At 64.5% G+C, this 23,038-nt stretch carries 22 protein-coding genes; 10 read left to right on the plus strand and 12 right to left on the minus strand.

What is annotated here, in order from left to right; genetic code table 11:
* The first annotated feature begins 3 nt into the window (after positions 1-3).
* Positions 4-882 (plus strand): SpoIID/LytB domain-containing protein, encoded by an 879-nt coding sequence (locus QHF85_RS17940; protein WP_281328427.1) that lies wholly within the window; start codon positions 4-6, stop codon positions 880-882.
* A gap of 32 nt (positions 883-914) precedes the next feature.
* On the opposite strand, the gene QHF85_RS17945 is transcribed toward QHF85_RS17940, so the two are convergent.
* Entirely contained in the window at positions 915-1,250 is a 336-nt protein-coding gene (locus QHF85_RS17945) for an STAS domain-containing protein (protein WP_281328428.1), read from the minus strand.
* Between the two features lie 23 nt (positions 1,251-1,273).
* Here QHF85_RS17945 and QHF85_RS17950 point away from each other — a divergent pair, with 23 nt between their 5' ends.
* Positions 1,274-1,651 (plus strand): hypothetical protein, encoded by a 378-nt coding sequence (locus QHF85_RS17950; protein ID WP_281328429.1) that lies wholly within the window; start codon positions 1,274-1,276, stop codon positions 1,649-1,651.
* Positions 1,652-2,698: 1,047 nt separating this feature from the next.
* On the opposite strand, the gene QHF85_RS17955 is transcribed toward QHF85_RS17950, so the two are convergent.
* Entirely contained in the window at positions 2,699-2,959 is a 261-nt protein-coding gene (locus QHF85_RS17955) for a helix-turn-helix transcriptional regulator (RefSeq protein ID WP_281328430.1), read from the minus strand.
* 98 nt (positions 2,960-3,057) lie between these two features.
* On the opposite strand from QHF85_RS17955, the gene QHF85_RS17960 reads away from it, so the two are divergent.
* Positions 3,058-3,597 (plus strand): sigma-70 family RNA polymerase sigma factor, encoded by a 540-nt coding sequence (locus QHF85_RS17960; protein WP_281328431.1) that lies wholly within the window; start codon positions 3,058-3,060, stop codon positions 3,595-3,597.
* Position 3,598: 1 nt separating this feature from the next.
* Here QHF85_RS17960 and QHF85_RS17965 read toward each other — a convergent pair whose 3' ends face one another.
* The gene (locus tag QHF85_RS17965) at positions 3,599-3,907 is read right to left on the minus strand and encodes a helix-turn-helix transcriptional regulator (protein ID WP_281328432.1); all 309 of its coding nucleotides are present in this window, start codon (positions 3,905-3,907) and stop codon (positions 3,599-3,601) included.
* Positions 3,908-4,134: 227 nt separating this feature from the next.
* Here QHF85_RS17965 and QHF85_RS17970 point away from each other — a divergent pair, with 227 nt between their 5' ends.
* The gene (locus QHF85_RS17970; protein WP_281328433.1) at positions 4,135-5,277 is read left to right on the plus strand and encodes a hypothetical protein; all 1,143 of its coding nucleotides are present in this window, start codon (positions 4,135-4,137) and stop codon (positions 5,275-5,277) included.
* Between the two features lie 6 nt (positions 5,278-5,283).
* On the opposite strand, the gene QHF85_RS17975 is transcribed toward QHF85_RS17970, so the two are convergent.
* Entirely contained in the window at positions 5,284-6,243 is a 960-nt protein-coding gene (locus QHF85_RS17975; RefSeq protein ID WP_281328434.1) for a hypothetical protein, read from the minus strand.
* Positions 6,244-6,412: 169 nt separating this feature from the next.
* On the opposite strand from QHF85_RS17975, the gene QHF85_RS17980 reads away from it, so the two are divergent.
* Together QHF85_RS17980 and QHF85_RS17985 are read left to right on the plus strand one after the other, a co-directional pair.
* Positions 6,413-7,489 carry a sigma factor-like helix-turn-helix DNA-binding protein gene (locus QHF85_RS17980; RefSeq protein WP_281328435.1) on the plus strand — a complete coding sequence of 359 codons (1,077 nt, stop codon included), beginning with the start codon at positions 6,413-6,415 and terminating at the stop codon, positions 7,487-7,489.
* A 265-nt stretch (positions 7,490-7,754) separates the two neighbouring features.
* Positions 7,755-8,231, plus strand: coding sequence for a hypothetical protein (locus QHF85_RS17985; protein WP_281328436.1), 477 nt, complete (start codon positions 7,755-7,757; stop codon positions 8,229-8,231).
* Positions 8,232-8,284: 53 nt separating this feature from the next.
* Here the strand turns inward: QHF85_RS17985 and QHF85_RS17990 are convergent, their stop codons facing one another.
* From QHF85_RS17990 to QHF85_RS18000, 3 genes are read right to left on the minus strand one after another with little or no spacing between them, the layout of a single operon-like run.
* On the minus strand, positions 8,285-11,332 hold the full coding sequence (locus QHF85_RS17990) for a type I restriction endonuclease subunit R (RefSeq protein ID WP_281328437.1): 3,048 nt from the start codon (positions 11,330-11,332) through the stop codon (positions 8,285-8,287).
* A 13-nt stretch (positions 11,333-11,345) separates the two neighbouring features.
* Entirely contained in the window at positions 11,346-12,590 is a 1,245-nt protein-coding gene (locus QHF85_RS17995) for a restriction endonuclease subunit S (RefSeq protein WP_281328438.1), read from the minus strand.
* Between the two features lie 43 nt (positions 12,591-12,633).
* On the minus strand, positions 12,634-14,262 hold the full coding sequence (locus QHF85_RS18000) for a class I SAM-dependent DNA methyltransferase (RefSeq protein ID WP_281328439.1): 1,629 nt from the start codon (positions 14,260-14,262) through the stop codon (positions 12,634-12,636).
* A 538-nt stretch (positions 14,263-14,800) separates the two neighbouring features.
* Between QHF85_RS18000 and QHF85_RS18005 the strand changes: the two genes are divergently transcribed.
* The gene (locus tag QHF85_RS18005) at positions 14,801-15,640 is read left to right on the plus strand and encodes a hypothetical protein (RefSeq protein ID WP_281328440.1); all 840 of its coding nucleotides are present in this window, start codon (positions 14,801-14,803) and stop codon (positions 15,638-15,640) included.
* Between the two features lie 944 nt (positions 15,641-16,584).
* On the opposite strand, the gene QHF85_RS18010 is transcribed toward QHF85_RS18005, so the two are convergent.
* Positions 16,585-17,574 (minus strand): site-specific integrase, encoded by a 990-nt coding sequence (locus tag QHF85_RS18010; protein ID WP_281328441.1) that lies wholly within the window; start codon positions 17,572-17,574, stop codon positions 16,585-16,587.
* Positions 17,575-17,791: 217 nt separating this feature from the next.
* The gene (locus QHF85_RS18015; RefSeq protein WP_281328442.1) at positions 17,792-17,941 is read right to left on the minus strand and encodes a hypothetical protein; all 150 of its coding nucleotides are present in this window, start codon (positions 17,939-17,941) and stop codon (positions 17,792-17,794) included.
* Positions 17,942-18,170: 229 nt separating this feature from the next.
* On the opposite strand from QHF85_RS18015, the gene QHF85_RS18020 reads away from it, so the two are divergent.
* A complete protein-coding gene (locus QHF85_RS18020) occupies positions 18,171-18,488 on the plus strand; it encodes a hypothetical protein (RefSeq protein ID WP_281328443.1) in 318 nt (105 codons plus the stop codon).
* On the opposite strand, the gene QHF85_RS18025 is transcribed toward QHF85_RS18020, so the two are convergent.
* Positions 18,446-18,868, minus strand: coding sequence for a helix-turn-helix transcriptional regulator (locus QHF85_RS18025; protein WP_281328542.1), 423 nt, complete (start codon positions 18,866-18,868; stop codon positions 18,446-18,448). The two genes, QHF85_RS18020 and QHF85_RS18025, sit on opposite strands and share 43 nt — an antisense overlap.
* 65 nt (positions 18,869-18,933) lie before the next feature.
* Positions 18,934-19,146 (minus strand): helix-turn-helix transcriptional regulator, encoded by a 213-nt coding sequence (locus QHF85_RS18030; RefSeq protein WP_281328444.1) that lies wholly within the window; start codon positions 19,144-19,146, stop codon positions 18,934-18,936.
* Positions 19,147-19,419: 273 nt separating this feature from the next.
* Between QHF85_RS18030 and QHF85_RS18035 the strand changes: the two genes are divergently transcribed.
* Both QHF85_RS18035 and QHF85_RS18040 read left to right on the plus strand, forming a co-directional pair.
* Positions 19,420-20,142 (plus strand): class I SAM-dependent methyltransferase, encoded by a 723-nt coding sequence (locus QHF85_RS18035; RefSeq protein WP_281328445.1) that lies wholly within the window; start codon positions 19,420-19,422, stop codon positions 20,140-20,142.
* Positions 20,143-20,586: 444 nt separating this feature from the next.
* Positions 20,587-20,856, plus strand: coding sequence for a sigma factor-like helix-turn-helix DNA-binding protein (locus tag QHF85_RS18040; RefSeq protein ID WP_281328446.1), 270 nt, complete (start codon positions 20,587-20,589; stop codon positions 20,854-20,856).
* A gap of 205 nt (positions 20,857-21,061) precedes the next feature.
* Here QHF85_RS18040 and QHF85_RS18045 read toward each other — a convergent pair whose 3' ends face one another.
* On the minus strand, positions 21,062-22,969 hold the full coding sequence (locus QHF85_RS18045) for a hypothetical protein (protein ID WP_281328447.1): 1,908 nt from the start codon (positions 22,967-22,969) through the stop codon (positions 21,062-21,064).
* Positions 22,970-23,038: the final 69 nt, after the last annotated feature.

The raw sequence follows: 23,038 nt of genomic DNA on the forward strand, positions 1-23,038 counted from the left end.
GCCGTGCAGGCGGTCGTGGACGACGCGCCACCGCTTCTCGTGCCGTCCATTCTTCGCGTTCTCTACGCTGAGCCCGTGACGGCAAGGGCACTGCGATGGGGGGACGTCAACGCGGTGGTCGACGCGTTGCGGTGGCGGCGATGGGCGGGTCGGCCGCCGCCCGACGTACTGGCGGCGAGGAAGGCAGCGACCGCCGAGCAGCTCCACGAGCCGATCGCGATCCCGGTGGCCATGCGGGACGAGCTCGGCGACTTTCCCGAGGAGATCCTCACGAGCGAGGGCCGGCTCCGGTTCGAGGAGGAGTATTTGCCCCGGGTATGTACGGCCGAGCATGGCTCGGCGCACCCCGAGGCGAAGGCGGCGCTCGTCGTCGCGGCGCGGACGTTCGTGCTGCGGGCGATGCGGGATCATCCGTTGCTGGGGAGGACGACGCCGATCTCCAACAGCACGCGGTTCCAGACGTTCGCGCGGACTGCGGGGGCCGAGTGCATCGCGGCAGCCGAGAGGACGAGGGGGATCGCGATGCGGTACGGCGGGCGGCTGATCGTGGCGAACTATGTCGCGGGGGCCTTGTGGAGGGACGACGGGTCGGTGGGGAAGGACCCAACGGAGACCGAGCGGTGGGTTACGTACAACGCAGGGAAGAACGGGGCGGACGTGAAGCCGACGCGACTCACGTTGTCGACGCATCCGGGGAATCGCGGATGCATGAGCCAGAATGGGTCGGACTGGCTCGCACGGCATGGGTGGGGATATCAAGGAATATTGAGGTTCTTTTACGGGAAGGATGTCGACATTGGCGCGAGAAACGGTAGCGGGAATAGTGGCGTGCTTTTCGGGCTCGTGGGGTTGGTGATGCTGGGGTTGGCCCATGATGGCTGACTGCTGCTCACATGCGAGTTGTTGACGGCAACCTACCGGGACAGCTTGCCCATCCGTCGCAGGCACTCTTGAAGGCCATCCTGAAGGTTTCTCCGTGTCGGCAAAGTACTCAAATCGATGCCGAGCGACACGAGCGTCTGCGCGACGTCCGGCTGGACTCCCGTTAGAATGCAAGTGGCGCCTAGTAGCTTTGCTGCCATTGCCAAATTCAGTAGGTGACCACCGGACGCTGTATCCACCGTATACACGCCCGAAATATCAATGAGCGCGAAGCGTGACTGCTTCTCCATGGTAGCCGCGAGCAACGTGTCGGTGAGCTGCTGGGCCCGCATCGAGTCCACGACGCCGAAGACGGGCACGACGAGCACAGAGTCCCATACCGATTCAGGTCTTGCGGGGCTCTCAGGGCCCCGTGCGGGGCCTTTCTTTCACGACCGATGGCGGCCTCCTTGCGGCCGGCTGCGGAGACGGCGCGGTAAGGCTCTGGGAGACACGACGCTGGGAGCTGAAACGGACGCTCGCTGGCCATACGAAGCGGGTCGTCTCCGTGGCCTTCGATCCCCGTGGCGACACGCTTGTCTCGGGTTCATCGGACGGCACCCTCCGTGCCTGGAACGTCGTCACGGGCAAGGCGCTGGGCGTGCTGGCAGAGAACGCAGGCGCACTCGAGTGCGTGGCCATGAGCCCGGACGGGCGATACGCTGCATCGGCGCATTCGGACGGGACGGTCCGCGTTTATCGATGGCCCTTCGACATGACGCCGGGGTAATCGCGGCCGAAGCAGAGCGTTGGGCGACTCGCGCGAAGGGCGAGGTTCAATCCACATAGACACGCGCGAGCCCGAGTCCAGAGCCGCGGGCGGCTCTGACGACGATCTTACCAGGCCACTCGACATTCATCGAATGCCGGAAGCACCGCGCGCTTCCCTGGTTCCGAGCTGCGGTCGAACGCCGGTGCGCGAGGACTCCGGCCGGCGAAGTCGGAGACCACACCACGAGCTCAAGGTCGAGCACCGTAACCCCGACCCCCGTTCCAACAATTGAGTAACATCTTCCAGGCTCCAGCGGGAGCGGCAGCTCGAACGCTTGTCCCTGATGGAATTGCGCACCCATGGCTGGGCCCAAGGGGCGCATGCCTGGGGCCTCCACCACGGCAAGCCGATCGAGCCAGGGCTCCGCTTGGGCGGTAGCGGCTGAGGGGAGAAAGGTCACCACAGAGCTGTGCTGGGGTGCCGTGGACAGGAGCGCCGTGGGCGGGGAGGGCGGGGGCGGGATCGCCGGCGTAGACGCGGTCGTGGGGGCAGGTGCAGCGACGGGGTACGGATACGGCACGAGGACCGGCTGCACGACCTGCACGGTCGTTGTGTGCGTCTCCTGGTAGTGCGTCTCCTGGTGGTTGTCGTTGACGGTCGTCGGTTGCGCGGGGCTGTTGAGGCGGAACTCGACGGGCGGGACGCCTGGGATCGGGCCGGTACAGGCGGAGCTAGCGAGGATGGCGGCGAGCAGGACGGATTGAGCGAGCTTCATGAGGACCCCTTGGGTGCGGCGATGTTGGATCTCCGTGGAGGCCCGAACGTTGCGCATTTGGAATACGCGAGATTCTTGCAGACGCGTGAGACCTGTCGCCTCGTGTGCCCACTACGCCCGCAGTATGTAATGGGCGAAATGCATGGTCGCCCGTTCGGAGCCTCTTATCTGGCTCGCTCGTCGTAGACTATGAGTCACAATTTGCTCGACGACCGGCCCCTCGGCGATTATGGTCCGTCCGTACGAAACACGACGCGTGCCCAATGGGCACCGCAAGCCGTTGCCGCACCTCATGCCTCTTCGTCATCGGGCAAGAGGGTGCTTTCCGCGTCCCGAAACAGGTCGCTCGGGCGGACGTGTAATGCCGAAGCGATGCGCCAGATCGACAGCACCGTTGGATTGCGTATGCCTCGTTCGACGCCGCTGATGTAGGTGCGGTCGAGCTCGCAGAGGTCCGCAAGGGCTTCTTGCGAGACCCCCTGGCGGAGCCGCGCCGCACGCACAGCGGCACCAAAGGCGCCGGTAACCCGTTTTCCTTCGTCGCGCTTCACGTCGTCCAGAGTCGACGAGTGATGACAGGAAGTCTACGGACTATGAGTCACATTTGTGAGGAGGATGGCCTGCTGCCGGGGCGGAAGCGAGGCCCATCGTGATCCGCTACCGCCACGATCCCAATCGTCCTGGCGAGCCGATCATCGAGGCGAGCCCACGAGAGCTCGACGGCTACCGTGATTTCATTCGCGGGTACCTGGTGAAGACATGGAGCGTGCTGGGTGACGATGACGTCGAAGACATTGCCCAGGATACGCTCATCGCACTTTGCCGCATCGTCGGGGAAGGGCGGGGTCGCGGTGTGTACACCACTTCCCCCGAGGACGTCATTAAGCGCATGGCTTCAGCCGTCGCATGGCGTCTTGCTCGCAACCTCAGGAAGCGCAGCCACAACCGCCACCCGGCGGAGTCGCTCGACGAGGATATAGACATCCCGGATCCCGGGGCGCTGCCCGATCAGGTGGTAGAGGCCCGGAGCACGCTCGAGCGTATTCTCGAATCGGATGCGCGCGCGACGCGCGTGCTGGTGCTGTTCGCGGCCGGCTCGGGCGTGGCCGAGATTGCGCAAGCGTTCGGGGTTCAGGTCACCGCCGTCTGGCCGATGATCTCGCGAGCCAGGAAGAAGCTCTGCTCATGAGTCATTCCTCACGAGTGAAGGAACGCTGGATTCCTCTCGCCCAATCCTTCAGCACTTGCGTCGCCTCGCGCGCCGGGAGAAACCTCAACTTGTCGAACCCGCGCGACAATTCGTCGTCGTTGGCACCTGTAAATATGAACATGGGCACGACATCGAGCGCCGCCGCAATGCGGCCAATTGGGATGATCGTCGCGTTGACGCGGGCCCGCTCGATGCTCGACACATACCCCCTGGACAAGCCGCTCGCCTCCGCGAGCTCTGCCTGAGTCATCCCACGATGCAGGCGCAGCTCACGGACGCGGGCACCCACCCGGACACGAACCTCTTGAGCGTCACGTTTTCCTTGCCGAAGCACAGGCTGGTCCCTCCCGACGGGGGAAAACCCGTCACGCTCTACCCATACCACGCCTTGCCTCCGTCGACAAACCCTTCTGTCAAAAACCGATTGTCCGGTCACACCATCCGCCGGAGCAGACGCCCGGGGGTTTGTCTCCGGCCTTGACGGGTGATCGTGGCGCGCGGTAGCATACGCCCCCGATGCACGTCCGCCTCTTCCTCGCTGCATGGCTCGTGACGTCGGCAACCGCCGCACCGTTCCTGGCTGCCGGTTGCTGGTACGACGACGTCGACATCGGTTCGGACTGCGCGCCGGGAACGCCCCCGAAGTGCTGCCCGTGCCCCTGGCCGGAGGACTGCCCGGACGGTGCTCCTCCGCCGCTCCCCGAGTGCGTCGATGGCGGCACCGAGGCGGGCGATGGCTCGCAATCCTCCTGTACGGATGGGACGTGCGTGGTCCCTGCTCCCGACTGGGCGCCCGTGCTGCTCGCCACGGGTGCAGAGATCGACGTGCCCGTTTGTCCGGAGAACGCGCCCGAGATCGCCTTCGAGGGAAGGCCCGCGCCGGGGGCGTGGGGGCTCGTGTGCCCGACGTGCACGTGTGATTCACCCGTAGGAGGAGGATGTCACGTGCCCACGACGTGGACGGTCACCTCGGATGCGTGCGCGGGCGGTGGTGTCAATACCAGCTTCGATCCTCCCACGGCTTGGGAAGGGAAATGTTCCGCGACGAACTCGATCCCGGCAGGCCTCCAGTGTGGCGGCGTGCCGTGTGTCGGAGGGATCGACATCTCCGCGCCCACCATTGAGGAGCCGCCCTGCACGCCGCATGGCGATGATCCGCCGCCTGGACCGGCCCATTTGGTGACCGGAGGGTTTGGCGCGCCGTTCGCCCGCGCCTGCGCCCGTGCGCCTTGGCCGGCGTGTGAAGGAGAGGAGGTTTGTCTGCCGCTCTCGGGTGCGCCGTTCGCCACGTGCTTGATGCACGCGGGCGACGAATCGTGCCCCGAAGGCTGGCCGGTCAAGCGTCTCCTCTACGGACAGGTCGACGATCAGCGGCAGTGCGAGGCTTGCTCGTGCGGCCCGCCTATGGGCGCGATGTGCTCCGTCAAGGTCCACGTGTACAGCGACGCTGCGTGTACCGTTCAGCGATTGGAGGTTGACATCTCGCCCGAGATGGGAGGCGGTTGCTTCCCCCTCATGTCCGGCGTTGCGCTCGCTGGCATCGCCGCCGAGGTGCTCGACTATCAGGCTGGCACCTGCGAACCGCATGGCAGTGAGCCGGTAGGCGACGTCTTCCTCGCGGACGCAACGACGTTCTGTTGCCGCGAGCCCATGATCTGAACCGGATCAGAACCAGTAAAGGAGCGACGCACCGAAGTTCGCCGTCACTGGCTCCGTGCGCCATCGCGTCGGTTGCTCTTCGGCTTTGAACCTCGATCGGAACAGGTTCCCTGCGATCTCTACGTCCATTCGGACCTTCAGGCGATCACCGATCGGATGTTCGAGGAGCCCGCGGATGGCGAGGCCGACGAAGTGGGAGCGACTCGGGTTGGGATACGTTCGATTTACGGTCTCGGCCCACGTAGCTCCGGCCACGACCCCTCCACAGACGCCAAAGGATTCGCGCAGGTAGCAGGGGCCCAAACTCGTCGAGGCCGTGTGCATACGCACGAGCGTCATTCCAAGGGGCCGCGTGAGCAGCGGAAAGGTCGCGCGCGCATTTGCCTCGATCGTCCACCGCTTTGCGACGCGATATCCGCCGCCGATGTGCGCGCCTCCGACGACCTCGGGGGCGATGCCGATCGCGAACAGCCCTCCGGTCCCGAGGAACCATCGACGCTCGACGGGCAGCGGGGGCGAGGGGGGCGTCGGGGGCGCTGATGGCGGCGGACCTGCGGGCGGAGGCGGCTTCGGCGAGGGGCAGGGCTCCGGAGCCTTTGCGGGCGCCGGCAGCTCCTCTGGCGGGGCCTCGCGCTTCTCCATCCAGAGCGCCGCTGCGAGCGCCGCCTTGTAGAGCACCTCGTGGCAACACATTGCGGCCGGGTATTCGCGATGGATCGTGTCGAGCACCTGGTCGTCGAGGTCCTTGAACACGAGATCCACACCGTACCCGCCTGTTGAGGTTCGGACGATGCGCGTCGAAAGGACCCGGGACGCAGGTGGATCCAGAAGCGGCTCCGCGAGCACGAGATCGAGGAGACCCTCGAAGTCCTGGAGACGGTCACACGCCGGGAGCTCCTTCGCGGAGAGCTCCACTCGGTAGTGGGGAGACTCGGCCTCCGCGGCGGCTGGTGTCACGGCTAACATGGCGAGCATGAGAAGCAGGACCGCCAAACCAAGATTGGCGCGCCGTTTGGTTGGGTGGAACACGGGCTCCCGGATTTTTTCGGGGTGCATGTCGATTCGTTGAAGGGATTTGGGCCTCGTCGACCCTGTACGAGGGAGGGGACGTTGACGCGACCCGAGAGGTTTTACCGTGAACCAGCCCAAAAAAGAAGAATACGATGAGCTGATCGCGCTCATTCCGCTTCTTTATAAGCGAGCACGAGCGAAGGGCGTTCACGAGCAGGACGCCTCGGATGTCGTCGCCAATGTTCTCGTGGACGTTTATGCACGAGAGAAGCCACTTCCGACCGCATCGGACGAACGAAAAAAGATCGTTCTGGCAATCCTGAGTTTCCGCATACTGACGCACATCAAGGAACGCAAGGCGCTGGAGCGGCAGGAGCTCGTGGAGGGGTCAGCCATCGAGCTGCTCGTGCCGGAGCCGCGGGATGCGATCGTGGCGATGGAGGAGCGTCAGCGGATCGAGAGGATCTGGCCGCTGCTGCGTCCGGAGTTTCAGCGCGCGATCGAGGGGAATGCGCTCGGGGAGAACGCCGAGGAAACGGCGGAGAGGATGGGCGTGAGCGTCAAGTCCGTGGAGACGTGGCTACAACGCGGCAGGAAGGTGGCCCGTTTCGAGCTGGCGAGGCTCGACACGATCAAGAGGCCCCGCGGCATTCGGACGGTGGTGGTCCTGGTCGGGCTCGGGAGTTTCCTTGCGGCCGCACGGGTCGCGGAGGCATTCGTGGGGTGGGGGCGCGGGTTCTTTCGTGTCAGCGCGCGCGTGCTCGGCGCGCCGTTCCGCGTGTTGCCGAGCGTGGCGGCTGGTGTCCTCGCTCTGGCCATCACGCAGCAGAAGCCGTCCGCCTCGGCCAATGAATCGGGGGCGGTCGTGGTGCAGGCGGAGCCGAGGGGGGAGGCGGAGGCACCAAGGATGGAGTCGAGCGCATGTGCGCCTCCTCCGGTGATGGGCTCGTCCTCGGTCATGGTTGTCTCGGCGCCGAAGACGAGGCCGCGGTCCGGAGCGAATGCGTCCGATAGACCGAGGCCCGACAAGGCTTCACCGTCGGATGCATGGCTCTTCAAGGCCAAGGCCGCATTGCGTCGTGGGAATGCTCGACGTGCCCTGGAGCTCGTGGAGCTCGACGCACGCGAGAGACCGCAGCCGGACGAGGATCGGGAGAACCTTCGCGCCGCGGCGCTCCGGGCCTTGGCCGGCCAGCGCTGACGAGCGGATTGGGTTCGTCGAAAAGTTACGTTGCGCGCTCCCGGAAGGGCGCGAGGGCACTTCTCTGGGCGAGCCGCGTCCGTTGCGCCCTTCCGGGAGCACTTTTATCGGATCACGAGCATCACGAGGGCGACGGCTGCTTCGCGGAGTCGCGTTCGTCTAGGCATGAGGAAGGGAGATCCCGCGCGTGGTCGCCGCCCTCGTGATGCTCGTGATCCACCCACGCCACGGAGATGCGTTCATGTCTGACGAGGGTCCCCGAACGATGCGTCCCGATGAACCCCCCAGCGCGCCGAGCTCGCGGGTGCAAATGAAGCTCGTGGTGGGGGAGGGGCGCTCGTCGTCTCCGCCGCCGCCTCCGCGGTTTCGTGTGCCCCTTCAGCGGGCCATTGACGCGATGCGCGAGCTGTTCCCCGCCGAGCTCGCGGAGGTGATGCGCTTCGTCGACAAGGTGCGCGCGGCGCGCGGGGCGGCGGCGGATCCGGATCTCGTCTCGCGTGTCTTGGGCGAGCTCCTTCGCCTGCTTCCGAGCTACCGCGACACACCCGGCGTGCCGGTGTCGCTCGTGCGTGTGGCGTTCCCCGAGGTGCCGAAGACGCTGCTGGATCGGGCGTTGCTCACGGCGGAGGAGCGGGGGTTGCTCCGGCTGGTTGCGGCTGACTTCACCGCGGCTTTCGTCGAGCCGTCTGCCGGCGTTCCGACTGCGCGAGGGTTGCTCTACTTCATTGTGCCTGTCAGGTGAGCGCGATGCAGCAGTCATGCCGAGCCATGAGGGGCTCGCTCAGGAGCGCATGATCACGCCGCCAGCGGCCACTCAGCGTAGAGGGCCTCGGCCTGGGCCATGAATTTGTCGATGAAGGGCTCGAAGTCCTCGCTCTTCACGTTCTTCCGGCGGAGCACCCGCTTCACGGCCGCCTGGATGGCCGCCCTGACGTCGTCCCGGTGGGACTCGGTCCAGTCGACCTTCAGGTTCTTCTTGATCGTCTGCACGACGTCGTGAACCAGGTCGCGGAGGAACGGCTGATCGTAGACCGTCTCGTAGTTGTCCGAGACCGCGTCGTAGAAGGCCAACTCGTCCTCGGCGAGCCCGAGGGCCTTCGCGCGTGCGTCGCCTGCATCCAGGTCCTGCCGCATCTTGATCATCTCCTGGACCACGGTGGCGGCGTCGATGATGCGGCTGTGATAGCGCTGGAGTGTTCGCTCCAGCAGCTCGCGGAAGGACTTCGCCTTGGCGAGGTTCCGCTTCTGGCGTCGACGAATTTCGTCGAGGAGGAGCTGTTCGAGGAGCTTCAGCCTCAAGTTCTCGTGCTTCCGGTCCTTGAAGGTCTGGAGGAACTTGTCATCGAGGATGGAGATGTCCGCCCTCTCGATGCCGGCTGCTTTGAAGATGTCGACGACGCCTTCTGACTGGACCGTGTCGTCCACGAGATCGCGAACGGCGACGTCCAGGTCCCGCTTCGGCTTCCGGCCCGGGATCACCTTCGAAAGCTGCTTGCGCACACGCTGGAAGAAGATGATCTCGTCGGCGTGTACGCGGCAGTCGTCGAGGTGCTTCACGAGCAGGAACGCCGTGGTCAGCCGCAACTCGGCCTGAAGGTACTCGTCACGGCGCTCATCCTCTTCGGCAAGATAGCCGTAGACGAAGGCGTAGAGATCCTCCAGGTCAATGCGTGAGAGCGTTCGCCACTTCGGGGCCTGCGCTGCTTGCGCGGCGGGCAGCAACTTCCGCACCGCTTCGAGGCACTCGAAGAAGAGGGGCCGACCCTTCGTCTCGATGTCGGGCGCGGGCTCACCCTCGCCGCCACCCTTGGTGTAACGGTCCGTAGCTTCGCGCAGCTCGTCCCCGATTCCGATATAGTCGACGATGAGGCCGTGGGGCTTGTCGCGGAAGACCCGGTTCACGCGAGAGATCGCCTGGATCATGTTGTGCCCGCGCATTGGCTTGTCGACGTAAAGCGTATGCAGGCACGGAATGTCCGTCCCCGTGAGCCACATGTCGCAGACGATGACCATTTTCAACGGGTCGTCGGGATCGACCATCCGCTTCTTGATGGCATCGCGCTTGGCCTTGGTCGTGAGGTGCCCGGCTTCGCTCCATTCCTTCGGGTCCTTCCCGAGGTTGCCGGTCATCACGACCTTGATCTCCGGGCAGTTCGGCAGCGCACGAAGCGCGTCGTAGAGTCGAACGCAGTTTGCCCGCGTCATTGCGACGACGAGCGCCTTGCCGGCGAGCGTGGCGGTTCGGTCAAGGAAATGGTCCAGCAGGTCGGCAGCGAGCTTCTTCACGCGGTCCTCGGCGCCCGCTGCCTCCGCGAGGGCCGCCCAGCGGCTCTTGCGCCGCTCGATCTCGATTTGGTCGAGGTCCTCAGCGTCCTCGGTGATCTCCTTGAGCGCGCGGTCCACATCGTTGCGGCCGAGGTGCAGCTTCACCATGCGCGGCGTGTAAAAGATGCGGACGGTCGCCTTGTCTTCCTGCGACTGCTTGATGTCGTAGGTATGGATGATCTCCCCGAACACCTCCTCAGTGTCGGCGCCACTGAAGCTCACCGGCGTTCCCGTGAACCCGAGGCGGCGTGCGTTCGGGAGCGCCTCGTTCATGTAGCGGGCATATCCCTCGAGGAAACCATATTGTGATCGGTGAGCTTCGTCGGCGATGACGATGATATTTGACCGAGTCGAAAGCACCTCGTGCGAAGTTTCTCCTTCGCGCAGGCGGAACTTCTCGATCGTGGTAAATATTACCTCTCCGCCCTCCGTACGGAGGAGTGAGCGCAGATCAACCCCGCTTCCCGCATGCTGAACGGGACCAACAAGCGACCGGACCGCGACGAACTGGTCGTGGAGCTGATCGTCGAGGTCGTTCCGGTCGACCTGGATCACGAACGACGGATTCTCTAGCTCCGGCATGCGGCGCAGGATGCCGACGAGGAAAGCCATCGAGAGGGACTTGCCGGATCCGGTTGTGTGCCAAACTACGCCAATCCGCTTGTCGCTCCCCGCGAGGAAAGTCTGTCGGGTCTTCTCAGCGGCGAGGCGGACGGCGAAGAACTGGTGGTACTTCGCGCCCTTCTTCGTCACCTTCTCGTTTGCCTCCTCGAAGGCAATGAAGTCTCGGACGTAGGAGAGTAGCCGGTCCTTCGGGAACAGCCCTTCGATGAGCGCCTTCATGGAGCTCATCGTCGCCGGCACGACGTTGCGCCCGTCGATGGACTTCCACGGCGCGTACCACTCATCGCTCGCGGTCCACATGCCGTGCAGCGTATGCACGCCGTCGCTCACCACGGTGATTGCGTTGAACTCGAAGAGCTGCGGGAGGTCGTGGATGTAGTGCTGAACCTGGTTCAGCGCGTCGTCGACGGTCGGCGCGTCGGAGTACGGGTTCTTGAGCTCGAAGAGGACGAGAGGGAGACCGTTGACGTAGACGATCACGTCAGGCCGGCGGTCGTTCTTTCCACCGATCCCGAGTTGGTTCACGACAAGAAACTCGTTCGCGCTGTGGGTCTCCCAGTCGATCGCGTAGATGTGCCGGTACTCGATACGCCCGTTCGGGTGCTCGACGCGAACCTCGAAACCTCGTGTGACGAGCTGGTGGAACGCGAGGTTCCGGCGGAGCGGGTCTACGCCTTCGGGGCGGCTCAGCTTAGCGACGGCCTCGTCGATTGTAGCTGTCGGAAGATCGGGATAGCGCCTCGCTAGGTTCTCGCGGAGCCGGGGCGTGAGGACGACTTCGGCCTCGTCCCCACGCTCGACCTCTGACCCGTGGCACCATGCGTATCCGGCCCTCTCAAGTCGATCGATCGTGGCCAGCTCGAATTCGGTTTCCGTTCCGCGATGGCGCGCCATTTGTACCGCCCTCCTATACTACCTTAGAGATGGCCTTGTCGGCCTGCTTGATGGTTACCTCACCCGAAAGCAGAGCGGGAAGCAGAGTGTCCCGCAGTGTCTCCAAAGTTCGGTTTTCGACTCTATTTGCCACGAGTTTCGCAAGCAGAGGCTCCTGGACCTGCGAGAGCGCGGACAACAGCGGGCCCTTCGGGACAACCACACGTGCGTCGGTGAGGTGATGCCGTCGAATGTGGCCCATCGTCGTCGCCTTGTCGGCTGCGATCGCCTGGAATTCTAGCAGGTGTTCCTTCACCCAGTGGAGATAGAACCACTTCGGGTATTGCTGAGACGTGACCTTAAAGAGATGCTGGTTTAGCGCTCCCGGGCCACCACACCACACGTCGACAAGGAGGCTTCCCGACCATGAGAAGATGACGTCACCGTCGTGAATAACGTACTCGGCCGGAATCCCTGCGCTCGCTCTCTCGGCACCAGCGGAAGTGCCGGCGCGAAGCTGCGCGATCTTGATGACCGGCAGATCTGGACCGTCGTCCGGCGGGAAGTTCTGAAGAGCCAGTCCGTTGAGAAACTCGGCGATGCTGTCGAGCGGGCAAGTGGTCCACCCTTGCGGGATCGGCCCAAGCTCCGAATCCTCGAAATGCTTGGGTAAGAGTGGCAGCGCCGCATCGGGAACGCCCACCGGGCTGCGCCCGACCCGCTTGGCCTGCACCGGATCGAAGTCCACAAACCACGACTTGAAGAGGGCCGACGCCAGTGCTTCGAGTGTGCGATTCATGCGGCGGTTCAACTCGAGCTTGTCGTCGAGGACGCCGAGGAGAGACGCGATGGAGCGTTGCTCGTTTAGCGGCGGGAGTCGGAGAGCGACCTTGCGAAGCTCTGATTGTCGGATGCCGAGTACTGTGGTGCCTGTGGCTCGCGCCCGCAGTTGCTCCTGTACTCCGTCGGAGAGCATCAGGTACTTGAGAAATTTCGGAGCAAGCAGGTTTCGGTCGCCTCGAAGTGTTATTACCCGCTGCGCCAGAGCGACTTTCTCGCCGTTCAACTCCGCAATTTCTCCGAGGGGGGCTTCGGTGGTCATGACAACGTCGCCGGCCTGCGGTATACCGCGCCGCATCCAGGAATCATAATCGGCCGGATCGATGAACTCATCAGGCGCAAGAATGCGTCCGTCCTTGATAACCTTTGCAGTCACCAACGGAATGCCGGACGTCGTCTTCGTCGGGCTCTTCCCTCGGTAGTCGATGAGTGCTGCCATGCATTCCTCTAGCGGCAGCGTGCGCCAGTGAGGAGTGTTGCTTTCAGCCACCTTCAACCTCACGGAGCCTAGCGAGGAGGACCGCGTTCAGCTTATTCGAGTCGGCCAGCTCACGTTTTAGGTTCTCAACGAGCTTTGGAAAGCGTTCTTCGAAGCCTGCTTCTTCACTGTCGTCGTCGGGAGAGCCGACGTACCGCCCGGGAGTAAGCGCAAAACCGTGCTCCCGAATCTCATCAACAGTGGCGACCTTGCAGAATCCCGCGCTCTCCTCGGGGGCCGACTTTAGTCGAAACTGGCGGTATGTCAGGGCAATACGCTCGATTTCCTCGGCAGATAGCTGTTTTTGCTTCCGCGACCCCGGAATCAGCGCTCCGAGCTTCTTCCCATCGATGAAGAGCACCTCACCGGAGCGCTTGCGCAGCCCGTTCCCCCCCTTGCGGCTCTTCGAGAGGAACCAGAGGGAGCATGGTATCTGTGTGTTCGCAAACAGTTGACCGGTCAGCGTGACAATGCAGTCAACGTAGTCCTGCTCGACGAGCGCCTTCCGGGCCTCTAGGCGTGCAGTCTCGCTGTTCGACAGTTCCCCGGTCGCCATTACAAACCCAGCGGTCCCTCCCTCCTTTAGGTGCGATAGGAAGTGAAGGATCCACATGGTATTCGCATTCCTCGGCGAGAGCGGCATCCGCTCCTTTCCGAGCACTAGACGGGGGTCCTTATCGGCGAGCTTGTCGGCTCCCCAGCCGTTCTCGCCCTTCGCACCATCGTTGAATGGTGGGTTCGCGATTACGTAGTCCGCCTTCAACGTCGCGTGCTTGTCATCCGTGTAGGAATTGCCGAGCTGAATGTTCCCGTCGAGGCCGTGGATGAAGAGGTTCATCCGGCAAAGGCGGTAGGTAAAGTCCTTACTCTCCTGCCCGAAGAACGAGAGCTGGTGGTTGTGCTTCGTGAACAGATCGCTCTGCACGAACATGCCACCCGACCCGCAGCACGGATCGAAGACGACGCCCTTCGTGGGCTCCAGCATCGCGACGAGCGTTTTCACGATGCTCGCCGGGGTGAAGTACTCGCCGCCCCGCTTGCCCTCGGAGGACGCAAACTCGCCGATGAAGTACTCGTAGACGCGGCCGATGAGGTCCTCACCGCCGTGGTCGAGCGTGAACACGTCCTTCGAGAAGAGGTTGATCAGCCCGCGAAGGCTGTCCGCGCTCATGTTCGAGCCGGCGTAGATCGGCGGGAGGAGGCCGCGCAGCTTGTCGGAGTACTTCTTCTCCAGAAGCTCGAGGACGTTGTCGAGCTTCACCTTGATGTCGTCTGCCTGGGCGGCCTTGCGGATGTTCTCCCAGCGAGCCTCGGCCGGGATGACGAAGGCGCCCGCGCTCCGGTACTCGTCCGGGTCGTCGAGGGCCTTCTTGTCTCCGTAGTAGTCGCTCTTCCGATCGTGGAAGACGAGGTGCTCCAGTTCCTGCCGGCGCTTGTCGTACCGGAGCGAGAGGAAGCGCAGGAAGATGATCGGCAGGACGTAGCGCTTGTAGTCGGCAGGCTCGATGGAGCCGCGCAGCGTCACGGCCGCCTGCCAGAGCTCCTTCGTCAGCTCGACGATCGAGCCGTTGCCGTTGCCGTTGCCGTTCTTCGCCGCGCCGTTCGCGGCCTTCGTCGTCTTCTTAGCGGCCATCGCTCGTGTCTCCCACAGCAGCGCGCACGCTGATGTCAACGTCCGACGGAGACCCAGCGACCCCGATCCGGCGGGATAGGGGCTCCTTCGGGATCCCGACCCGCCTCGCTATGCCATCAACCGAGGCGCACGGTGCGGAAGTCTCGATCGGCTTGGATACTGCGCTCATCAGCGCGAGACTACCCAAGATCCGGGAGATTCATCAAGGATCATGATGGCTTTGCGAACACCGTCGTCCCGGCGACGGTTTCTAGCGACGTCTCGACGTGGATGCCGTGAGCCCGGTGCGTGTGGTTAGGGAGACGGTTTCGGATGAGTCGATGTGGTCCGGGACACCGAGTCTGTCCTAACGGGGTCAGCCTCCAGCCACGATCTGCAACGGCAGGAGGGCTGGACAGGAGAGGAAGGATCGGTGTAGTCTGTGATACACGAGGAGTAGCCAAGGCGTGACGTATATTGAAAGTACCAGGTCGTTTGATAACTAAGCCGGGAGAGTCCCACCGGATTTTATCCTGGTGCAGGTCGAGGGAGCATCTTCATGGACTACAACGATATTGGTACGCTGGTTGGAGGCGTTTCCACTGGCGTACTTGCGCTTGCCGGTCTGGTTGGCGTAGGTGTTGTTTATCAGGACTTGCGCATTCGTCGACTGCAACTGAAGGAAACAGTCGCCCGTTCGGAGGCATCCCTCAACGTCAACGTCGAGGTGCGAGCCCTGCGCGGGCGCGACACCAATGGCAAACCGAATCGTGTCGTCGAGACCAGGGTTTCTTTGCATAACAATGGTAGCGACACACTAGCGATTGCTGCGCTGTACGTTTCGATTCGTGGATTGCATCCAACCAAGAGCACGTATGTAGGCAGCGTACCGACAGGCGGGCGCATGTACGCGTACACTCAATCGGAGCTGTTTGCGACAACGCACGTCATTGCGCCTCGTGAGAATATTGGTCGTGTGGACAAAGGTGTTTTTCAGGTCGCGCCGGATGAGTCCGAGGAGTTTGCGCACTGGGGAGCGCTAGACGAGGAGGCGGCCAACAAGAGCGGCATTGTGGTTGTGGCTGTCGACGTCTTCACGGTTGCAGCAGATCTTATCGGTGTACGGTACAACCCTCTCCGGGTGGGAATGCCTCATCATGCCAAGTGGACGGAGTATATCAACGACGGGGCGCGTCAGGGGTTTTGCGTTTTTGCGAGAAGTGGCGCGGACGAAAATGGAACGCCGAAACGCGTCCTACGAATGCGTCCCAAGAAGTGGAATGGCGACGAGAGTACCTTGATTATTGACCCGTACCACACAAATGAGTTTGCTGACGTGCTACGATCATTAGTGGAGTGGAATCGCTATCGCGCCGTGTCGTTGTGTGACTCCCCATAGGGACCCGCTGACGTGCGCCCGGAAGACGCCACCAGCGAGAGCATCGACGCCCTGGGGATCGCCGCCGTGCTGGGTCCTTCCGCGTACTTCTCCGACTGCACTTCGACGTCCGAGTCCGGCGCCGTGGGCGGCATGCGCGCTTTTACGCGACGCGGAGAGTCCGCGCGTGAAGGAGCGTGGGCTCCAGTACAGCCGCCCCGACCGAGGGAGCGCCTCGCCGAGCGTGGGCGCGGCTGAGCCCGCATGGGAAGCGCTCGCGAACGCCGAGTAAGGGGTGAACAGTTTAACTTCCGTCCGTGCTCGCCAGCGTTCGTACGTGATTGCGCGGGACTTGCGATTAATCGGAAGTTTGTAACCAAACCACCGCTCTTCTGGACAAACTGCCGAGCCTCCTCGTGGCCTCGCCGTGGCCTCACTGTGGCCTCAACTGGGGTCCCAAGACGTCTCCAGACGTCTCATCCCGTCGCCTCCCCGCAGCACCATCACCTTCGCAAAAATGGCTGAGATGATGCTATTTTCGTCGCCGTTTCATGTACTTGCGGCGCTCTACCGGAGACCCCTCCAGATTGTTTCGTAAACCGTAGGTCTCGAGTTCAAGTCTCGAAGGCGGCTCCAGGTGTTTTCACGAGTGATTCCGGGCCCTTAGCGGGCCCGTTGTCGATCGCTCTCCCCGGTTGGTCGCGGCTCTGTTTCCAGGCCGTTGCCCAACTGTTGCCCAAACCCGGAAGCCGGTCGGCGACCGGTCGGGCTCGTCGGGAACCTCCCGAGCACTTCGAAAAGTGCCTGAAACCTAGGGTTTCGAGGGACGCACGGCGCGTTCGGGACTCCGCCGGGATCGGCTGGGCCCGTTGCCCATCCGTTGCCCTGCTGTTGCCTTGGCCGTGGGGATCTCCGCTGGATCGTAGGCGATCTCGGGGATGTCGCCTCGTGACCCCGCGGGGCTGTTAGGAAGCGTCCGATCGCCTGCGGTTGGCGATCCGCCGGGCTGCCTCTTCGAGGTCCTGCTTCATGAAGTGCACGTACTTCTGCGTGGTCGCCAGGTGCTTGTGACCTGCCATCCGCTGGACAACATGAACAGGAACGCCAGCCCGGAGCCAACTGGTGATCGCGTAGTGTCGGAGACAGTACACCGACCACCCTTCGAGCCCGGCTCGCTTGGCCACGCGCCCGAACGCCTGGTCGAGCCCCCACTGGCCCCACGCCTTGCGGCGATCGTTCAGGGCCACGTGCCCCTCGCGCTCGCCCTTCGCCAAGGGGGCGAGGAGCTTCGCGAGCTCCGGTGAGACCGGGATCTCGCGCTGGCCGGTCTTGGGCGTGTGGATCTCGCCGTGGGACTTGCCCTCACGGACGCTCACAAACCCGCCGACCGGCTCCCCCTTCTCCCACCGAAGCAGCACGTCTCTACGAAGGAGCGCGCGAACCTCGTTGGGGCGAAGGCCGGCGTCCGCCATGAGGCGGAAGCTCGGACGGTGGGACGCGCGCGCGCAGGCGATGAGCTTCTCGACCTGCTCGTCGGAGGGGATCTCCAGGATGGCCTGCCCGAGGGGCTTCAGCTTCGGCAGGTTCTCGGGCACGGCGTCCACGTACTTCCGTGACTTGGCGAACTTCATCACGGAGCGCAGGACGATCTGCACGTTGTTCCGCGTGCCGGGCTTCAGCTTCCGCTTGGACAGCTCGAGATCGAGGCCGGCGGCGGCGTTGCCGTCCACCTGGGTGATGGGCAGCTCGCCGAACTTCGGGAGCAAGGTGCTCCCGAGGACCGACTCGTAGCCTTTCCGGCTCGTGACCTTGAGATCGGTGATCATGAAGGTCTGCCGGAACTCGTCGACCACATTGGCGAACGTCTTCACCGCCTCCGTGGAAGGAGGCGGCCCCTCGGACGAATTGCCATCGGACCCAGGCTCATAAGGCGAGCCATACTTGGCGATATTCATTTGATATCGCATCTCTTCCGCCTTGGCTGCCGCCATGGTTTGCACTTGGGCATCCTTGCGGAATCGCTCCTGGCGTCCGTCTTTCGTCGTATATCGAATGTCAATGAACAGGCACGGTTTCCCGCGCCGCTGGGACTTGCGAACCGGCATGGTCAACAACCTTCCTGCCCGTCCCAGCCACGGCTGCGATGCCCGTCCTGTAGCACGATGCGCGAGCTCACGGGACCCCCCACGCCTCGGAGAACCGGACGCGCCAGATCCGGCCGAACTTGCGCGCCCGCACGCCGTCGACACTGGCCTCCGTACCGCCGTCGGACGCACGCACGGCGCGCCGCTCCAGCGTCTTGCGCAGCGCGCCGGCATTCATGCCGAGATGCGCCGCTGCGCGATCGAGGGGAACCCACGCCCCGTACCTACTCGCGGACGGGACACATGCGTCCTGGCCGCCGGAGGAGTGGCAGATCGGCTGGCTTCGCGATATCGCGAGTGAGGCGCGCGCCGGCAGGGTCCTGCTCGTTGCGACACACACGCAACAGCGGTACACGGAGCGGTTGCCCCAGGGCAGAGCGTTCTGTTCGACCGTGACGGTCCTCCGCATGGCCACGGGATGGCCCCTCGCCCGCGCAGGCCCACTGGACGCCCCGGTCGTCACGAGGGAGGACGCTCTCTACGTGTACTCGTACGCGAGCGCGGACATCGACGCGCCGGCCCACGCGGCGCAGCTCGTGCGCGTCGTGCCCGAACTGAGCGCGCGGCATCTCGGGCCGTGGGTTGCGCAGCAGGGATTGCCTGCGGCCCCACCGTCGCGGTCCCTGCTCGGCTTGGGGCTTCTTGGGATCTTCGCAACGCTCTTGCTCGATCCGGGTCCGAGCTACTCCGACCGGCGGAGCACGCCCCTCGAGTTCGGCGGTTGATCTTCCCTGAAAGACCGCTGGATCTTCCTCACCCACTCCTTTAGCACTCGCCCTGCTTCACGTGCCGAGAGATATCTCAGCTTGTCAAGCTCGCGCGACAAATCGTCGTCGGCGCCAGTAAACATGAACATGGGCAGCACATCGAGCGCTGCTGCGATGCGACGAAGTGGAATCATCGTCACGTCGACGCGGGCGCGCTCAATGCACGATAGATACCCCCTGGACACGCCGCTCGCCTCCGCGAGCTCCTCCTGCGTCATCCCCCGATGCAGGCGCAATTCACGGACGCGGGCGCCTACCCGGACGCGAGCCTCTTGCTCGCCGCACTTCACTTGACGAGGCACAGCCAGGTCCCTCCTGACTGACGGGGTAAAACCCATCACTCCGACCAACCCATACCACACCCCGCCTCCGTCGACAAACCCTTCCGGCCACTCCCGGTCAGTCACACCGGCTGCCGTAGCAGATCCACCACGTCGAGCCCGAGCGCCCTCGCCAGCCGGTCCATGTTGTCCACCGAGATGTTCCGCTCCCCGCGCTCGACCGAATCCACGTACGTCGGATGCAGGGCCGCGCGCTCGCCGAGCGCTTCCTGCGACAACCCCTTGGACTTCCGGGCGGCGCGGAGATTCTTCGCGAACCGCTCACGAGCCGACATTCGGGGTGTTGACGTACGCCGCGCCACGGCCGCAGCGTCTCAGGACCCCGAGCACGGGTCCAAAGACTATAAGTCGTGATCCGAGCCAGGCCAAACCGTGGTAGCGTCGTTCCTCGCCGAAGCCGGGGATGGCCGTCGTGATGGACGCGGTCAGACTCGCCTACCATGACCGCCGGTCGAAAGAACCGCCGATGCGATCGAAAGCCGCGCTCTGTTGCGGGGGCGCGGAGGGCGCTACTCCTTGCTGCACGGGGTCCAGAAGGAGAGAACGTGATGAACACGGACGCACACGGAACGCATTCGGCGGTGATCTTCGACCGCGAGCGGGCATTGAAATACGACACCAATGTGCACCTGGCGATGGCGGGTTTCCGCGCCATGTACCAGGTCGTGGCCGAGGTGCAGGTCGCGGCGCTCGGCGGGCCCGAGGCCGCGTCGCTGCTCGTGGTGGGTATCGGAACCGCGACCGAGGTGCTGCCTTTCGCGCAGATCGCGGGGCCCGGTTTTCGTTTCACGGGTGTGGATCCCTCCCCGGAGATGGTCGCGCTCGCGCGGGAGAAGCTCGCGGCGGAGGGGCTTCTGGAGCGGACGAGCTTGCATGTGTGCGAGATTGGGGAGCTTCCGCGCGGAGAGTTGTTCGACGGGGCGCAGATGATGGGCGTCTTGCATCATCTGCCGGGGGACGAGGCGCGCATCGGGATCCTGCGTGAGATCGCCGCGAGGCTGAAGCCGGGGGCGCCATTCGTGATGGGTTGCCGGGCGGGAAATGTGCCGATCTTGCGGGCGGTGGAGGAGCGACGGTCGATGTCGAATGGAGTGCCGCCGGAGATGATGGAGCAGCGGAGGAAGATTTTGAATGCGCTGAAGGTCCCGTCGGAGGAGGAGGTCTTCGGGCTCCTTTCGCAGGCGGGATTCGTGGAGCCGCGGTTCGTCTTCGGGGAGATGCACTTCAAGGTGTGGGTGACCCGGTACGAGCCCTCCACGATCGGCGCGTAGCTCCCGTACGCGACAAACCCCTTGGCCTTCCGGGCGGCGCGGAGGTTTTTCGCGAACCGCTCACGAGCCGACATTCGGGGTGCCGACGTACGCCGCGCCACGGCGGCAGCGTCTCAGGACCCCGGGCGAGGGTTCACAGACTATAAGTCGTGTTCCGATCCAGGCCAAACCTGTGGTATCGTCGTTCCTCGACGAACCCCGAACCACGAACGATGCCTCGTTTGGCCCTTCTCCTCCTCGCAGCTCTGGCGCCGCTCCTCGCGGCGTCGCGCGCGGATGCGGACCCCGAGCCGCCGCGCCCGGCGTTCCGGCTGCAATATCCGCTTCCGCCTCGCCATGGAACTCTCCTAGCGCAAATCCGCGCCTTTGGGTTTGTCCACGGAAGTGGGGGAGGATCAACGGTGTGCCGCGAACTGGCGGAAGCTCGAGCGGCACACATACGAGGTGCTCGACGCGCAGGCCATCAAAGCGGCGCAAGCCATGCCGGAGGAACCCGAGGCGCGCGCGGAGCTGGTGGACGCGTTGCGCGTGGCGTTGGGGAGGCTCGACGCGACGGACAGGCAGCTCCTCGTCTGGCGCTTCGTGGAGGGCGAGGCGCTGCGTGAGATCGGGAGGCGGATCGGGTTGCGGAAGAGTGGGGCCGAGGTGCGTGCGGCAAGAGCACGGAAGCGCCTACGTCGCTTGCTCTTTCGCCCACGCATGAAGGACCATTGACGTCGCCATTGGTCGTACCTTGGCTCCCCCCATCCGCGCGGTGGTTGAGCCGATCGGCGAGGCTACCCCTGCGACTTGCGCGCTGGAAGCTGCGACCCAGCCGACTCCGCAATGATGGTCCCGTCCCCGCGTCGGGCGGATCGGCGTGGCGACCGTCGAATGGCCGACGCCGGGCGCGCCCCCGCCGAGGGCCGAGGGGACGCCATCACGGCGCGAGCGACGCGACGAACACGTCCGACGAGTAAAGACCGTTATAACCGAAGCTCGCGACGTGCTCCTGGTCCCCCCAGTGGATGGCTCCCTCGAAGCTGCCGCCCACGTAAATCTGGCCCGCTGCATTCACGCCGACGGCCTCGCCCCATTGGGGCAAGGTTTTCGAGTCGGAGTCCCCCTCCACGCGCGACCACCGGAATGCGCCGTCCGCGGCCGAATACGAGGCGACCACGATATCCGACGCGCCGGCCGTCGTCTGCGCGGTCCCGCTCCCGAAGTCGACCGATCCGCGCAGCGCGCCGGTCACCACGACGTCGCCGTTGTTTCCGAACGTGACGCCCTTCAAACCTCCGGCGCCCGTGAAGGCCCTCCCCCATACCGGCGCGGTGGACGCGTCGAGCTTCACCATGAAGAACGTCCCGTTTTGCGGGCCGGCGATTCCGAGATCGACGATCATCGGCTTGTCCCCCGAGTCCGTCGTCAAGACGAGCGTGTCGTCCGGCCCCGCGGCCACGCGAACCCACAAATTTTGTGACTGATTCGCGGCGTCTTCCGGAAAGCTCCTGCTCGCGACGTGCTCTCCCGTCGCCGAGAGCCTCGCGACGAAGAGCCCCTTGTCGAGCGTCGCGACGCCAAAGTTGATCGTGTTGGTGTTGTATCCCGCGATCACGAGCCGGCCTTGCGAATCGAAGGCGGCGCCCGTGGCTGTCTGGAATGCGGTGTCCCCGTAACGTTTCGTGAAGATGACCTGACCATCTCCCGAGAATTTCACGGCGAATGCATCCCCGGGAGAACCGCCCCCGTTGATCTGGTTGCCGCCGAAGGTCAGGTTGCCGGTGAACGTGCCGACCAGCGCGATGGACCCATCGGGGCCGCAAGCTACGGCCTTTGCGTAGGCCGAGGCCGAGCCGTTCGAGACCAGGGAGAAGCGATGGTTGCCCTCCGCATCGTAGCTGACCACGAACGTCTGCATCGACCCGGTGCCGACCTTCAGGCCTCCGCCCGCGTTGATGCCGCCGCCGGTGGTATCGCCGACGACCGCGACGTTGCCCTGCGGATCGACGCACACGCCGCGCATGTGCAATACATTGGCCGATGCAATGTTGCGCGCCCAGATGGGTTGGCCGGTACCGTCGAGCTTCGCGACGAATCCGTCGAGATTGTACCCCACGTTTCCGAGCAAGAGGCCGCCGCCGAAGTCCATCGAGCGAAGATAATCGCCCGTGATGAGCACGTCCCCTCCCGCGTCCACCGCGAGCCCCCCGAGTTTCTCTTCGGTTTGTTCCATGATGTTGCTGCCGAAGCGTCGGCTCCAGCTCGTCGAGCCGGGGCACGTCGCGTTTGCGCCATTGCAGTCCTCGTCCACCGCCGTCTTGCAATCGTCCGTCGCCGGCAAGACCTCCCCCTCGCACGGACCAAAGCCGGAGCCATCGGGCAGGCACGTCGACATCCCGCCGAGGCACGTCCCCACGCCTTCTGTGCCGCCGGGCCCGTCATAGCAGCCCTTCATCGTGCCGGGTACGCAGATTTGTGCACCACTCGAAGCGCTCGATGTCCCGCCCATTCCACCAGCGCCGCCGGTGCCCATTCCACCAGCGCCGCCGGTGCCCATTCCCCCTACGCCGCCGGTGCCCATTCCACCAGCGCCGCCGGTGCCCATGCCGCCAGAGCCGCCCACGCCCCCAGAGCCGCCGGTGCCCATTCCACCAGCGCCGCCGGTGCCCATGCCTCCGGAGCCGCCCACGCCCATTCCACCTGCGCCGCCTGTGCCCATGCCTCCAGAGCCGCTCGTGCCCATGCCTCCGGAGCCGGCCGCGCCGTTGGTCCCGGTCCCGGGATCGTCCGAGCATGCGCTGGCCCAAAGCCCCAATGCAACCACAACGAGCGTACGCGTCTTCATCGTCATTCTCCTCCGCAATGTCCGCAGGTCATTCCGTTCGGACAGGGCACCCAATCGGCGGTCGCACCG

The organism is Polyangium sp. 6x1 (genome assembly GCF_029946515.1).
In the GTDB taxonomy this organism is placed as follows: Bacteria; Myxococcota_A; Polyangia; order Polyangiales; family Polyangiaceae; genus Polyangium.

Excerpts from the sequence above, each read along its gene's own strand:
- QHF85_RS17970 (WP_281328433.1), top strand. The coding sequence starts at position 4,135 with ATGCACGTCCGCCTCTTCCTCGCTGCATGGCTCGTGACGTCGGCAACC.
- QHF85_RS17975 (WP_281328434.1), bottom strand. The coding sequence starts at position 6,243 with ATGTTAGCCGTGACACCAGCCGCCGCGGAGGCCGAGTCTCCCCACTAC.
- QHF85_RS17985 (WP_281328436.1), top strand. The coding sequence starts at position 7,755 with ATGCGTCCCGATGAACCCCCCAGCGCGCCGAGCTCGCGGGTGCAAATG.
- QHF85_RS17990 (WP_281328437.1), bottom strand. The coding sequence starts at position 11,332 with ATGGCGCGCCATCGCGGAACGGAAACCGAATTCGAGCTGGCCACGATC.
- QHF85_RS17995 (WP_281328438.1), bottom strand. The coding sequence starts at position 12,590 with ATGGCAGCACTCATCGACTACCGAGGGAAGAGCCCGACGAAGACGACG.
- QHF85_RS18000 (WP_281328439.1), bottom strand. The coding sequence starts at position 14,262 with ATGGCCGCTAAGAAGACGACGAAGGCCGCGAACGGCGCGGCGAAGAAC.
- QHF85_RS18005 (WP_281328440.1), top strand. The coding sequence starts at position 14,801 with ATGGACTACAACGATATTGGTACGCTGGTTGGAGGCGTTTCCACTGGC.
- QHF85_RS18010 (WP_281328441.1), bottom strand. The coding sequence starts at position 17,574 with ATGAATATCGCCAAGTATGGCTCGCCTTATGAGCCTGGGTCCGATGGC.
- QHF85_RS18015 (WP_281328442.1), bottom strand. The coding sequence starts at position 17,941 with ATGAATGCCGGCGCGCTGCGCAAGACGCTGGAGCGGCGCGCCGTGCGT.
- QHF85_RS18020 (WP_281328443.1), top strand. The coding sequence starts at position 18,171 with ATGGCCACGGGATGGCCCCTCGCCCGCGCAGGCCCACTGGACGCCCCG.
- QHF85_RS18025 (WP_281328542.1), bottom strand. The coding sequence starts at position 18,868 with ATGGGTTTTACCCCGTCAGTCAGGAGGGACCTGGCTGTGCCTCGTCAA.
- QHF85_RS18030 (WP_281328444.1), bottom strand. The coding sequence starts at position 19,146 with ATGTCGGCTCGTGAGCGGTTCGCGAAGAATCTCCGCGCCGCCCGGAAG.
- QHF85_RS18035 (WP_281328445.1), top strand. The coding sequence starts at position 19,420 with ATGAACACGGACGCACACGGAACGCATTCGGCGGTGATCTTCGACCGC.
- QHF85_RS18045 (WP_281328447.1), bottom strand. The coding sequence starts at position 22,969 with ATGAAGACGCGTACGCTCGTTGTGGTTGCATTGGGGCTTTGGGCCAGC.